The following is a 13,882-nucleotide window of genomic DNA, read 5'->3' as shown; positions in this document are numbered from 1 at the left end:
GGTGATGGAACGATGCACATCGTCGATCGTCGGTTGAACCCCGGAAGCAAGAGCTTCGCCAACCGCCAGCGCTTTCTGCGCCGCGCCAAGGACATGGTGGAGAAGGCGGTTCGCGAGGCGAGCAAGGATCGCGCGATCGGCGACCTCGAGAGCCCCGGCGAGATCTCCATCCCCTCCGAGGGGACGCGCGAGCCCACCTTTCGTCACACGCAAGGCGCGCGTCGCGACCTCGTGCTGCCCGGCAACAAGGAATATGTCGAGGGCGACCTCATCGAGCGTCCGCGCGGCGAAGGCGAGGGGGAGGGCGCCGGAGGCCAGGTCGGCCGCGGCGACGGCCAGGAGGACGCCTTCCGTTTCATCCTCACCCGTGATGAATTTTTGAGCATCTTCCTCGACGATCTCGAGCTGCCCGATCTCGCCAAGCGGCGCGTCGCCCAGACCGAGAAGGAGGGGCTGCGCCGCGCCGGCTATACGACGAGCGGCACGCCCGCCAATCTCGCTCTGCACCGGACGCTGCAGACTTCCCTGTCGCGCCGCATCGCCTTGAGACGGCCGAAGCAGGCGGCGATCGACGAGCTCGAGCGCAGAATAGAGGAGGCGGCGCGGTTCGGGCGCCCGGACGCCGAGGGCCTGCGCGAGGAGCTGAACGCCCTGCGGCAGAAGCGGGCGCGCATCTCCTATCTCGATCCGATCGATCTGCGCTATCGCCGCTTCGAGCGTTTCCCCAAGCCGGTCACCCAGGCGGTCATGTTCTGCCTGATGGACGTGTCCGGCTCGATGACCGAGCATATGAAGGATCTCGCCAAGCGCTTCTTCATGTTGCTGCACGTGTTCCTCACGCGCCGCTACAAGCGCGTCGAGATCGTGTTCATTCGCCATACCGACCGAGCCGGCGAGGTGGACGAGGAGACGTTCTTCCGTTCAGCGGAAACCGGCGGGACGATGGTGTCCTCGGCGCTTCAGGAGATGTCGCGCATCATCCGCGAGCGCTATGATCCGGGCGTGTGGAACATCTACGCAGCTCAGGCCTCGGACGGCGACAATCTGTCGAGCGACAATCCGCAGACGCGCGAATTGCTGCAGAGCCATATTCTGCCGCTCTGCCAATATTTCGCTTATGTCGAAGTGAGCGGGCCGAACGCCGAGACGCACGGCTATGTGCCTCATCACGGCCAGAGCTCGCTGTGGATCACCTACGCCTCTCTGCAGAAGGAGACCGACAAGTTCCAGATGCGGCGCGTCTCGCGCCGCGAGCATATCTATTCCGTGTTCCGCCAATTGTTCCAGCGGCGCGTCGCCAAGACAGCGGAGGCGTCCTGATGCGCGGCGAATTGCTCTTCGACGGCAAGGACTGGGATTTCGAGACCATCCAGCGCGTCCATGACGCGACCGAGACGATCGCGCACAAGGAGCTCGGCCTCGATACGTTCGCCAATCAGATCGAGATCATCACCGCCGAGCAGATGCTCGACGCCTATGCGTCGACCGGAATGCCGCTGTTCTACAAGCATTGGTCGTTCGGCAAGCGATTCGCCCAGCACGAGGGCATTTATCGCATGGGGCTGCAGGGCCTCGCCTATGAGATCGTGATCAACGCCGACCCCTGCATCAGCTACATCATGGAGGAGAACACCGCCACGATGCAGACGCTGGTGATCGCCCATGCGGCGTTCGGCCATAATCACTTCTTCAAGCACAATTACCAGTTCCGGCAATGGACCGATCCGGAAGGCATTCTGGATTATCTCTCCTTCGCCAAGTCCTACATCGCCAATTGCGAGGAGCGTTACGGCCATGCGGAGGTCGAGCGCCTGCTCGACGCCGCCCATGCGCTGATGCCGCAGGGCATCGACCGCTATCCGCGCAAGCGTCCGATGAATCTGCAATTGGAGGAGAAGCGCGAGCAGGATCGCAAGGAGGAGCGCGAGCGGCTCTATGACGATCTCTGGCGCACCGTGCCCGGGCGCACGCGCGGCTCGCGCCAGCTCGCCAGCGACAAGCGCCGCGCCCTGCTCGGCCTGCCGCAGGAGAACATCCTCTACTTTCTGGAAAAAGTCGCGCCGCGCCTCAAGCCCTGGCAGCGCGAGGTGCTGCGGATCGTGCGGCTCATCGCGCAATATTTCTATCCGCAGCAGCAGACCAAGGTGATGAATGAGGGCTGCGCGACCTATTGCCATTACCGCATTCTCAATCGCCTGCACGAGAAGGGGCAGATCGGCGACGGCAGTTTCCTCGAATTCCTGACCTCGCACACCAACGCCACGCGCCAGCCGTTCTTCGACAGCCCGTCCTACGGCGGGATCAACCCTTATGCGCTGGGCTTCGACATGATGCGCGACATCGAGCGCATCGTGCGCGAGCCGACCGAGGAGGACCGCTATTGGTTCCCCGAGATCGCGGGGACGGGCGACGAAATGGAGGTGCTGCGCCACGTCTGGGCGAATTATCGCGACGACAGCTTCATCGCGCAGTTCCTGAGCCCGCGGCTCATCCGCAATTGGCGGCTGTTCCATGTCGTCGACGATCGCGAGCAGCCGCATCTCGAAGTGGCGTCGATCCATAACGAGCGCGGCTATCGCAATCTGCGCCGCAGCCTCTCCGCGCAATACGACGTCGGCGGCTATGCGCCGGACATTCAGATCGTCGACGTCGATCTCGCCGGCAATCGCAAGCTCGTGCTGCATCACCGCGTTCGAGACGGAAAAATGCTCGAGCTCGCCAACGCCTCGATGGTGCTCGGCCACCTCGCCAATCTCTGGGGCTACGAGGTGCTGCTCCAGGAGATCGATGCGACGAGCGAGCAGGTGCTCAAGGAGCACATGGTGCGTCCCGAGCACGGGTGAGGACTTCTCGGAGCGCGGCTCAAGCGGCGAGGCTCTCCTTCTCGGGCGCGGCGCCGCGCTCATAATCCGAGAGGCGGCGCATCGGGCTCGCGCTCATGTGCCGCCTCGAGATCATCGCGACGGCGGCCGCGATCTCCGCCGCGATCAGCGCGGCGAGCAGAATGGCGAAGAGCGGGTCGGCGCGCAGCAGGGTTTCGAGCGCCACCAGAAAAAAGATATGCGCCGCCGGAACCGCGATGATGACGAGGCTGCTCGAGGCGCCGCGCCGTCCGGTGACATTGCCGAAGGTCAGCACCAGCGCCATCGCCAGCAGCGTATGGGCGATGGAGAGGAGCGGGATGCCGAAGCGCTTGGCCGCCTCCGCCGCCCATTCGCCGGAGAGGCGCCTGTCGAGCCGCGCCGCGCTCCAATCTCCTAAGAATTCGAGCGGGCCCATCTCATAGACCCCGCGCCAATTGCGGGCCGGCAAGGCTTCGCTGCCTTGCATCGGCAGCGCCATGGCGTATTCGTCGAAGCCGGCGATGCGCACCTCGTCGCTGTCGAAGGGGCGCGTCTGAATGCTGCCGCGCGACAGAGCCAGGACGACTCCGGTCGGCGTGCGGCGGAACTCGGCGCGCGCCGCGGTGATGGTCTCCTCCTGGCTCTTCGTCAGCGACATCTGCCGCACGAACAGATTGACGGCGATGTCGGGCGTCTCCCAGCGCTCGAGGTAGAGAGTCTTCAGACCATTGTCGAACGTGTAGAAGCGCGCCGCCTCCAGCATGCGGTGGTTCAACGTGTTGCGCACGACATTGATGACGTCCTGCAGCGCGCCCGCATAATGCGGCGCGATGAAATTGGCGAGGCCGTAGCCGAGGAGCGCCATCGCCCCGGCGCAGACGATCGCCGGACGGCACACGGACCATACGGAGAGCCGCAGCGCATAGAGGACGGCGATCATGCCCTCGCTCGACATGCGCGCGAATTCGAGCGCCGTCGCGACGCCGATCGCCATGGGCAAAGTGATATAGGCGACCGTCGGCGTCGTGCCGATCAGCGCCGGCGCGAGCAGCCCGGCGCGAATCGCCGCCGGAGTGAGCGTATACAGCAGATAGGACAGAACGACCGGCACGCTGAGGGCGAATTGCACCACCGCCATGCTGAACAGGATGCGCCGGGCGAGATAGGCGAACAATAAGCGAGGCATGGATCCCGTTCCGGCGCGGCGTGGCGAGGCGCCCCGTCAGGGGGGCGCCGCCGCATCCGCGAATATGAATAGCGGAATTCGGCCTATTTGCGAAATCGCTCCCAGGCCCGGCGCGAATAGTCTTTCCAGGCCGCGTCGAAAACGCGAGTCGAGGGCAGTAGCGTCGCGCCCGCCCAATGGCAGAAATAAATCTCGCCGCCCCAAGGATCGAGCGGCTTGCCGTCCTCGAATGTGATTCCCTTGGCCTTGTAGAAGCTTTCCGACGAGGCTTTCTCGACGCAGTTCGGCAGAGCGGCAATGGCGAGCCCGCGCCGATGCGTCACGAAATTCACGAGCGGCTGCGCGAATAATTGGCCGCGCTTGCGCACCTCGTGGAAAATCTCCGCATCCTCGCGGATCGTCTCGACGAAATGCGAGATCGTCAAATATTTGTTCGAGGTGATCCAGAATCCGTCGTTGAAGAGGAAGGCGTCGCGCAGGAAATCGTAATTGGCCCGCTTCTCGTTGTAGACATATTCGAGGCTCGCCGAGGCGACGATGAATTCGGTCTTGCCGGTCTCGAGCCGCCCGAAGATCGACGAAAAATCGCGAAACAGCACGACGTCCACATCGACATAGGCGACTTCGTCGAGCGGAAGGGCGAGCGCGTGGAGCTTGCGCAGCCGCCGACGATGGCTGTTGAAAAAGCCGGGATAGAGCTCGAGCGCGAGCCTGTCGATCTCGGTCGGCGCATCCTCGACGAAATGCGCGCCGTAGACATCGGCGGCGCGCCGCGTCTGCGCGACATTCTCGTCGTAAGGGATGAGATAGAGCGGCAGATGCGCATTGGTCGCGCGATAGCTCTCGAGGAAGGGCAGGAGCCAGTCGATGATCTTGTCATTGCCGACGATGGCGATCCCGTAGCGTTTCGCCTCGACGGCGGGCGCGCGCTCTTCTGGCTCGACAGGCTCGGCGGAGGAAGGGGGTGGATTTGCAGGGCCGGCGCTCATATAAGCCTTCTACTTGGAAATTACGCCTCCGAGCAAGGGGACGCCGGCGATGGGGTTTTCCCTTTGCGCTTCGGAGGTTGCGGGGGAGGCCGCGATAGAGACCTTTGCTTCGGGCGCTGTTTCCGCCGCCGGCCGGGCGCTCGCCGGCAGAACGGTCGCGGTGGTTCACGCCGCCTGGCATTCCTGCGGCAGCTATCAGCTCAATGTGAGCCAGCTCCTCGCCTATCGCGCGCTCGGCGCGCGCGTGATCTCCATCGCGGTGATGGATGCTCCCTCCGCGCCGCCGCCCGACGGCGGGCGCTGGCCGCCCTATATCGCCGCGACCGCCGACCTGCCCGCCGACGCGCGCTATTTCTGCGGGCCGAGCCGCATGGGCCTGCCTGCATGGCGCCGCGTGATCCATGGCGACGAGGCGGGCTATCTCGTCGAGATGACGAAGCGCGTCGCGCTTCCGCACGGGATCGAGGGCGAGCGGATCGATCTCGTCCACGCCAATCACTTCTTCACCCTGCCGCTGGTCGCGCGGCTGAAGGCGACGCGCGACATGCCGGTTCTGCTCGAGACGCAGGATATTCAGGCGCGGCAATTCGTGCTGCGCAACGAGACGCGCTTCTGCGTTCCGCCGGTCGCGCGCTACGAAGATATGCTCGCGGTCGAACTCGACTGGATGCGCAAGGCCGACCGCTGCATCCATTTGAACGCGGAAGAGCACGCCGATTTCGAGCGGCTGCTGCCAGAAGCCTCGCACCGCCTCGTCTATCCGGCGATCGCGCCCGTCGCCTGCGGCGCCGGCGGCGAGCGCGTCATTTTCGTCGCGAGCGACAATTTCCCCAATCGCGAGAGCCTGCGCTGGCTGCTCTCGGACGTTCTGCCGCTCGCGCCGCAGGTTCGCCTCGAGGTCTACGGCAATATAGACGCGGGCCTGAAGTCCCGCGACAGAGCGCTGCACCAGGCGCATCGCGGCCTGCTGAAAGGCCGCGTCGAGGATTTGAACGCCGTCTATGCGCAATCGGCCGCGGTGCTGCTGCCGACGATCGAGGGACACGGCCTCTCGATCAAGACGGTCGAGGCGATGTCGAGCGGGGCGCCGCTCATCGCGACGCGACGCGCCTTCCGCGGCATGGGATTCGATCCGTCGACGCTGCGCAATGTGACGCTCGCCGACGATGCGGAAAGCTTCGCCGCCGCGCTGCGCGCGATCGGGACGCGCCCCGAGACGACGGCGCGCGCCTTCTCCGACACGCGCCGCCTCTATGACGAGAAATTCAGCTTCGACGCGTATGCGCGCGCGCTCGAGGAGGCGGCGGCGCCGCTGCTGCGCGCTTGAGCGAGGACGAGCGACCGCCGCTCGCCGGCCGCGACGTCGCGCTGGTCCATCCGGCGTGGCATTCCTGCGGCACCTATCGCGTGGTGCTCGCGCAGCTTGCCGCCTATCGCGCGCTCGGCGCGCGCGTCGCCCCCATCGCCGTCAGCGATCTTCCGGGCTTTACGCCCGAGCGCGCGTGGCGCTGGCGCGGCTTCGTCGCGGCGACGCCGGAGCTTTCGCAGGGCGAGCGCTGGTTCGGCGGCGCGCCGTTTCGCGCCTTCGCCGCGCCGCGCTTCCTGCGCGACGTCCTCTGGCCCTATCTGCACGGCGATCAGGCGATCATCCGCGCCGGCATCGCCGAGCGCGCGCGGCTCTCCGCGGAACTCGCGGGACGCCGCTTCGATCTCGTGCACTGCAATCATTTCTTTCTGATGCCGGTCGCGACCCGGCTCGCCGAACAGCGTGCGCCGATCCTGCTCGACACGCATGATCTGCAGGCGCGCCAATTCGCTCTCATGAACGAGCGCGCCTTTCTCCTCTCTCCCCGCGTGAGCTATGAGCAGATGCTCGCGCGCGAACTGGAATGGATGCGCGGCGCCGATCTGCTGCTGCATCTCAACGCGGAAGAATACGACGATTTCCGTGCGCTTCTTCCGGAGAAGACGCATGCGCTGCATTATCCCGGCGCGCCGGACACGCCGCTCGGGCCCGGCGGGCCGGACATCGTGCTGGTCGCGAGCAACAACAGCGCCAATGTCGAGAGCGTGATCTGGTTCCTGCGCGAGGCGTTCGGCCGCGCCGGCGCGCCTCGCGTGAAAATCGTCGGCAATGTGGATGCGGGCGTGAAGGCGCGCGCGCCCTCGCTCTACCAAGCCGCGCAGGCGTGCTTCGTCGGGCGCGTCGAAGATCCGGCCGCCGTCTATGCCGCGGCGCGCCTCGTGCTGCTGCCGACGATCAGCGGCCACGGACTGTCGATCAAGACCGTGGAGGCCATGGCGAGCGGCCTGCCGCTGATCGCGACGCGCCACGCGTTTCGCGGCATGCGCGCCGATGGCGCAAATTTTTCCAATGTCGTGATCGCCGACGACGCCGAGGGTTTCGCCCGCGCCTTGCGCGCCGCGGCGGCCGATCCGCGCATTCCGTCGCAGGCCGAGCGCGCCGCGAGCGACACGCGGCGCTTCTACGACGAGAATTTCTCGCTCTCCTCCTATGCGCGCCGCGTCGCCGCGCTCGTCCCGTCCCTGCTGAACGAGGCTGTGACGCGCGCCTGAAAACCGGCTTTCCGACGACGACGCCTCGAACCGCGAGCATTGCCTTCGACGACGCTTCCGTTCAGTATAGAGCGCGATTGGATGGGTCTTTTTCATGCGACGGAGGACCGATGCATTCGGCGCGGCAGGCCATTGCGGCTCTTTTCCCGATCCTCGGAGCCTTCGAATGCGCGCTCGCGCAGGAGGCGTCGCCGCAATTCGCCGGCGTCTTCTCGACGATTCACAAATTTTCCAAATACGGCAATTGGCCGCGCGGCGGCGTCGCCGTCGACTCCGCCGGCAACATCTTCGGGACGACGCTCTACGGCGGCAATTGCTCGACCTGCGGCGTCATCTACGAATTGGTCGAGCCGACGACGGGGACGAGCTGGAAGTTCAAAATTCTGCACAAATTCGAGCTCGGGCCGGACGGAATCGCGCCGACTGGCCCGCTGACCATCGCCGGGGGCAAGATTTACGGAACGACCTCGGCGGGCGCCGATCCCGCCTGCGGATGCGGCGAGGTGTTCAAGCTGACCCCCTCCGGATCGACCTATGCCTATCGGGTGATCCACCGTTTCGACCGCACGCGTGGAACGACGCCGATCGGCGGCGTGCTCGTGACCTCGGACGGGACGATCTACGGAACGACCTCCGGCGGAGGCTCGCATCAGTCCGGGGTGATCTACAAGATCAGCCCCGGCGGGACTTATAGCGTCCTCTATAATTTCCCGGGCAATTTCAACTCGGGCCCGCAGGGCGAGCTGATGGTCGGCAAGGGCGGGGCGATCTACGGCACGACCTTCGGCGGCGGCAAATATAATCAGGGCGCAGTGTTCCGCATCACCAAGGCCGGCGCCTATTCCCTGATCTATAATTTCAAGGGGATCTATCAGATTCCCCAGTCGCGCGACGGCGCCAATCCGGAAGGGCGCCTCGCGCTCGGCCCCGACGGAACGATCTATGGCGCGACGACGTTCGGCGGCAACGCCACCGGCTATGGAACCGCTTTTTCGCTGAAGCCGCCGGCGGCGACCGGAGGCGCCTGGACCTACAAGCAGATCTATGTCTTCGGCCAGTCGCCCGCCCTGCCCAATCTGCCCCATTCCGGATTCGTGCGGGATTCGTCGGGCAATCTCTACGGAACCAGCGCCGGCGGGGGAACCAGCGGAGGCGGAACGCTCTATCGGCTGAGTCCGCCCAAGTCCGGGACGCAATGGACCATGAAGGTTCTCCGTTCCTTCAAGCCGATGGACGCGGGAGGAGACGTTCCCTACGCCGACATCGCCCTGGACAAGGGCGTGATCTACGGAACCACGCTGACCGGCGGCGATCGCAGCGCCAATTGCCCGAAGGGGCTCAACGGCTGCGGCACGGTCTTCACATACAAATAGCTCGTCGACCTCGCACGAAGGAGGCGCCGCTTGATTTCCATCGCCGTCATCGACGAAGCCGGCGCGACCTCGCTTTCGGGGCATGACAAGCCGACGCCCTGGTGGAGCTTCACGAAGACGGTCCTCTCGATCGCCGCCCTGCGCCTCGTGGAAAGCGGATCGTTGACCCTGCATGAGCCGATCGCCGGCGAGCGCTACAGCCTGCGGCAGCTTCTGAGGCACGAAGCGGGTCTGCCGGATTATGGATCGCTGCCGCGCTATCATGAGGATGTCGCGGCCGCCCGCCCGCCCTGGCCGGTCGAGCGGCTGCTCGCCGAGGCGGACGCGCGGCGGCTGCGCTACGAGCCCGGCGCCGGCTGGGCCTATTCGAACATCGGCTATCTGCACGTCGGACGCCTCGTCGAGCAGGCGTGCGGCGCGACATTGGCGCAGGCGCTCGACCGTCTCGTCTTCGCGCCCGCCGGTCTGACGACGGCGCGCCTCGCCGTGACGCCGGACGATCTCGCCGAGGTGCGGATGGGCGCGGCCGTCGGCTATCATCCGGGCTGGGTCTATCACGGCCTCGCGATCGGCTCGACCGCCGACGCCGCGCGTCTGCTGCGGATGCTGACCTCGGGCGCACTGCTCCGGCCGGCGACATTCGCCGCCATGCTCGAAGCGCGGGCGCTTCCCGAACACCGCAGCGTCGTCCATCCCGATCCGGCCTATGGGCTCGGCTTGATGCTCTCGGCCACGGCGCCCGAGACTCGCCCGCTCGGCCATTCGGGCGTCGGTCCCGGCAGCCGCATCGCCGTCTATGCCCGCGGTCGCAAGACGGCGGCGGTATGGGCCGCCTCGCCGGCCGGCCGAGACCCCGAGACGGAGGCCTTCCGCCTCCTATCGGATCGAGCGCCGGAGATTTGAGCGGCCGCCGATTCGTCTCTATAAGCAGCGCCATGATCGAAGACAGCGCGCGTCGTCCCGAGGAGCGCAGCGACGACGACGCCCTCCGGCGGTCTCCGCGTTCCGCCGGCCCGCGCGGTTCCGCGCGCCGCGACGCCGATGCTGCGGCGACGCTGAAATCCGTCGCAGATCTCGTCGCCGCCGGCCTCGTCGCCCCGGCCGAGGCGCCGGCGCTGCGCAGGGTCGAGACGCGCTACAGCGTCGCGGTGACGCCGGAAATGGCGGCGCTCGTCGATCCCGCCGACCCGCGCGATCCGATCGCCCGCCAATTCCTGCCCGATGCGCGCGAGCTCGACACGCGGCCCGAGGAGCTCGCCGATCCGATCGGCGACGACGCCTTCAGCCCGGTCGAGGGCCTCGTCCATCGTTATCCCGACCGCGTGCTGCTGAAGCTGCTTTCGGTCTGCCCGGTCTATTGCCGCTTCTGCTTCCGGCGCGAGAGCGTCGGGCCCGGCAAAGGCGCGCCCCTCTCGCAGGCGGCGCTGTCGCGCGCGCTCGATCATATCGCCGAGCGGCCGGAGATTTTCGAGGTGATCCTCACCGGCGGCGACCCGCTGGCGCTGTCGGCGCGGCGGCTGCGCGACGTGGCCGAACGGCTGCGGGACATGGAGCATGTCGCCGTGCTGCGCGTCCACACGCGCGCGCCCACGGCCTCTCCCGATCTCGTCACGCCCGAACGGCTCGCGGCGCTGACCGCGAGCGGCAAGGCCGTCTATATGGCGCTGCATGTGAATCATGCGCGCGAGCTGACGCCGCGTGCGCGGGAGGCGATCGCGGGCATCCAGGCGGCGGGCGTCGCGACGCTCGCCCAGACGGTGCTGCTGCGCGGCGTCAACGACGACGCGGACACGCTGGAGCGGCTGATGCGCGCTTTGACGTCCTTGCGCGTAAAACCCTATTATCTGCACCATCCGGACCTCGCCCCGGGCACCTCGCACTTCCGCGTCTCGATTGACGAGGGGCGCGCGCTCCACGCCGAGCTGGCGCGGCGGATTTCCGGGATCGCCTTGCCCGCCTATGTCCTCGACATTCCCGGCGGCCACGGTAAGATTCCGTTGCAGCCGCCCCATCTCGAACGGAATCCGGCCGGCGGCTGGCTCGTCCGCGACCGCGCCGGGCGCGCGCACGCCTATCCGGGCGAGAGCGCGGACCGAGGCGCCCCGAGAATGGCGGAATTCTGAAGCCTCTAGGCAATTCCCGGCATCGTTTCCGCAACGAAAGCTTCGCCTTGCGTCGTCTTCTGCTCCCTTTCGCGCTCGCCCTCTCCACCCTCCTCTCCGGCGCCGCCTTCGCCGCCGAGCAGACCACGCTCGAGCGCTTCAACGAGCGGCTCGACGCCGCGCGCGCGACGATCGACGATGTGGAGAAATCGCTCGCCGATCCGTCGCTGAACGATGCGACATTGCGCAGCCTGCGCGATCGGATCGACGCCTTGCCGATCGAGCTCCAGGACGTGATCGACGGGCTGACCCCGCGCCTCGCCGGCCTGAAGGCCCGCCTCGACGAGCTCGCCGGCCCCGCCAAGCCCGCGACCGGCGCGAAGGAGAAGCCCGAGGCGCCCGCGCCTCAAAAGCGCGAGGAGGCCGTTCCGGCGCCGGGAAAAGGCGCGCAGGGACCGGCGGCGGACAAGCTCGCCGCGGCGAAGGTTTCGGCGCAGACGAAGCCGGGGCCCGCTCCGGCTCCTCGACCGCCCGCCGATGGCGCTTCGCTCGCGGCGGCCAGCGTCAACGCCGAATGGGAGGAGCAGAAAAAGCTCTATGACGAGACCGACGCGACGCTGAAGCGCGCCCGCGCGCTCGCGCTGGAAGCGCAGCAGACCGCCTCGACCATCCGGGCCCGCCAGCGCGCGCTCTTCGCCGGCGCCCTGTTCCTGCGCACGAGCGGCCTGTTCTCGCCGGCGCTGTGGAGCGCAGCGCTGCAGGAGGCGCCCTATGACGCCAAGGTCTTCGCCCTGCTGATCGAGGAGCGCGCACGCGTCGTCTCGGCGCGGCTGCGCGATGGGCAGCTCGCCGGCTTTCTCGCCGCGGCCCTCGTGATCCTGCTGGTCGTCGGCGCGGCGTCGGTCCTCGCCCGGCGCATCGCGGCGCGCGCGGCCGAGACCGCGGAGCCGAGCCGCTTCCACAAAGCCGCCGGAGGGCTGTGGGCGGCCGTGGTCGGCGCCGCCATTCCGATCGCCGCCGCCTCCGCCGTCACGCTCGCGCTCGAGGCGTTCGATCTCGACGATCCGGTGCTCGCCCCGCTCGGCCGGCGGTTCGCCGAAGCGGTCGCCTTCGTCGCCGTGTCCCACGCTCTCGCGCGCGGCCTGCTGGCGCCGGGCCTGCCGCAATGGCGCCTGCCGCGCATCGGCGAGCGGCTGTCGCGTCGCCTCCTCTATCTTGCCGTTCTGGTCGGCGCGGTGGCCGCGACGACGCGCGTGCTCGAGCAGATCGCCGAACTCGTCCAGGCCGGACTTGCCGTGGTCGTGCTGACGCGCGGCGCCGGCGCGCTCGTCATCGCGCTGGTCTTCCTGATCGTCGTCGTCGCCACGCGCCATGAGAGCCTCGCCGAGGATTCCGGCGCGCCGGAGAACGCCCGCGACTGGTCCACGCTTCTGCGCCTCATGGCCTGGATGGAAATCGTCGTCATCATCGGCGCGCTGGCGGCGGGCTATATCGCTTTCGCCAATTTCCTGCTGATGCAGATGGCCTGGCTCGCCGCCGTCGGCGCCGCCCTCGCTCTGCTGCTCGCTTTCGTCGAGGCCGGCGCCGAGCAGGCGTTCCGGCCATCGGCGCCGCTCGGCCGCATGCTCGTCTCCGGCTTCGGCGTACGGCCCGAATCGCTCGGCCCCTTCGCCGTTCTCTCGACCGGCCTCGCGTCGCTCGCGCTCTACGCCTTCGCGCTCTTCGTCGTGCTCGTCCCTTATGGTTTCCAGTCGGACGACATTCTCGGCAATCTCAAATCGGCCTATGCCGGCTTCGAGATCGGCGACGTCGTCGTCTCGCCGTCCGGCATGGCGACGGCCTTCGCTCTGTTTGCGCTCACCTATGGCGCGACGCGGGCGCTGCGGCGCTGGCTCGACCAGCGCTTCCTGCCGCTGACGCGCCTGGACAAGGGGCTGCGCCATTCGATCGGCGCGAGCGTCGGCTACGCCGGCTTCGTCGTCGCCATTTCCGTCGCTCTCTCGGAGCTCGGCCTCGGGCTCGAGCGGCTCGCCATCGTCGCGGGCGCGCTCTCGGTCGGCATCGGCTTCGGCCTGCAATCGATCGTCGGCAATTTCGTCTCGGGCCTCATCCTCCTGTGGGAGCGCGCGATCCGCGTCGGCGACTGGATCGTCGTCGGCGACGAGCAGGGCTATGTGCGGCGCATCAACGTGCGCTCGACGGAAATCGAGACCTTCGACCGCGCGACGATGATCGTGCCCAACTCCAATCTCGTCTCCGGCGTCGTCAAGAACTGGCTGCGCAACGACCGCATCGGCCGCATCAAGATTCCGCTCGCTCCGCATGCGGGCGTCGATCCGGAGGAGATCCGCGCGATCCTCTTTTCCGCGGCCAAGGCGCATGAGGGCGTGCTGCGCATCCCGGCGCCGTCGGTGATGTTCCTGTCGATGGAGCAGACGGCCTTCCGCTTCGAGCTCTGGTGCTATGTCGAGGACGTCGAGCAGTCGACGCGGATCAAGAGCGATCTGCATTTCGATATTTTCCGCCGCCTCGCCGAGGCGGGCGTGACCGTCGCCCCGCCCGGCCCGCCGCCGACCGTGGTGAAGCTCGCCGGCTTCGAGCCCTTCGCGGCGGCGCGCCTCGCGCCGGCCGAAGAGGACGAGCGGGGCTATGCCGCGGCCGAGGTCGTCTAGAGCGCTTTCCGCTCGAACGGAATCGTTCGAGCGATCGGAATTCGCTCCAAACGAAAAGCGAGAGCGGGTCCGGAAGCGAATGCGTCTCACGTCGTCGACGCGCCGCCTATTGCCAAAGGGCGAGCCCGATTCCACTATCC

The 13,882-nt window shown here is 67.3% G+C and carries 10 protein-coding genes; 8 read left to right on the top strand and 2 right to left on the bottom strand.

All coding sequences use genetic code 11. The features are described 5' to 3' along the window. Positions 1 to 12 precede the first annotated feature (12 nt). A complete protein-coding gene (locus AC6IW9_RS04410; protein ID WP_497769431.1) occupies positions 13 to 1,320 on the top strand; it encodes a YeaH/YhbH family protein in 1,308 nt (435 codons plus the stop codon). After that, positions 1,320 to 2,843 (top strand): SpoVR family protein, encoded by a 1,524-nt coding sequence (locus tag AC6IW9_RS04405; RefSeq protein ID WP_497769429.1) that lies wholly within the window; start codon positions 1,320 to 1,322, stop codon positions 2,841 to 2,843. Before AC6IW9_RS04410 ends, AC6IW9_RS04405 begins: the two co-directional genes overlap by 1 nt. 19 nt (positions 2,844 to 2,862) lie before the next feature. Here AC6IW9_RS04405 and AC6IW9_RS04400 read toward each other — a convergent pair whose 3' ends face one another. Both AC6IW9_RS04400 and AC6IW9_RS04395 read right to left on the bottom strand, forming a co-directional pair. Beyond that, positions 2,863 to 4,029 carry an LptF/LptG family permease gene (locus AC6IW9_RS04400; protein WP_497769428.1) on the bottom strand — a complete coding sequence of 389 codons (1,167 nt, stop codon included), beginning with the start codon at positions 4,027 to 4,029 and terminating at the stop codon, positions 2,863 to 2,865. Positions 4,030 to 4,112: 83 nt separating this feature from the next. Then, complete coding sequence (locus tag AC6IW9_RS04395; protein ID WP_497769427.1) at positions 4,113 to 5,018, bottom strand: hypothetical protein; 906 nt, start codon at positions 5,016 to 5,018, stop codon at positions 4,113 to 4,115. A gap of 49 nt (positions 5,019 to 5,067) precedes the next feature. Here AC6IW9_RS04395 and AC6IW9_RS04390 point away from each other — a divergent pair, with 49 nt between their 5' ends. The 6 genes from AC6IW9_RS04390 (at position 5,068) to AC6IW9_RS04365 (ending at position 13,742) form a co-directional block, all read left to right on the top strand. After that, positions 5,068 to 6,345, top strand: a complete 1,278-nt coding sequence (locus AC6IW9_RS04390) for a glycosyltransferase (protein ID WP_497769426.1) — start codon at positions 5,068 to 5,070, stop codon at positions 6,343 to 6,345. Then, complete coding sequence (locus AC6IW9_RS04385) at positions 6,342 to 7,595, top strand: glycosyltransferase family 4 protein (RefSeq protein ID WP_497769425.1); 1,254 nt, start codon at positions 6,342 to 6,344, stop codon at positions 7,593 to 7,595. The genes AC6IW9_RS04390 and AC6IW9_RS04385 overlap by 4 nt, the downstream gene beginning before the upstream one ends. Positions 7,596 to 7,705: 110 nt before the next feature. After that, positions 7,706 to 8,968: a choice-of-anchor tandem repeat GloVer-containing protein gene (locus AC6IW9_RS04380; protein ID WP_497769424.1), complete on the top strand. Its 1,263-nt coding sequence runs from the start codon at positions 7,706 to 7,708 to the stop codon at positions 8,966 to 8,968. Between the two features lie 30 nt (positions 8,969 to 8,998). Further along, entirely contained in the window at positions 8,999 to 9,871 is an 873-nt protein-coding gene (locus AC6IW9_RS04375; protein ID WP_497769423.1) for a serine hydrolase domain-containing protein, read from the top strand. 32 nt (positions 9,872 to 9,903) lie between these two features. Next, a complete protein-coding gene (locus tag AC6IW9_RS04370) occupies positions 9,904 to 11,091 on the top strand; it encodes a lysine-2,3-aminomutase-like protein (RefSeq protein ID WP_497769422.1) in 1,188 nt (395 codons plus the stop codon). A gap of 47 nt (positions 11,092 to 11,138) precedes the next feature. Continuing rightward, the gene (locus AC6IW9_RS04365) at positions 11,139 to 13,742 is read left to right on the top strand and encodes a DUF3772 domain-containing protein (RefSeq protein WP_497769421.1); all 2,604 of its coding nucleotides are present in this window, start codon (positions 11,139 to 11,141) and stop codon (positions 13,740 to 13,742) included. The last annotated feature ends 140 nt before the right edge of the window (positions 13,743 to 13,882 follow it).

The sequence above is a fragment of the Methylosinus sp. shoA genome (assembly GCF_059718125.1).
Note: the sequence above shows the minus strand (reverse complement) of the source record. Positions and strands in the feature narration are given on the sequence as shown.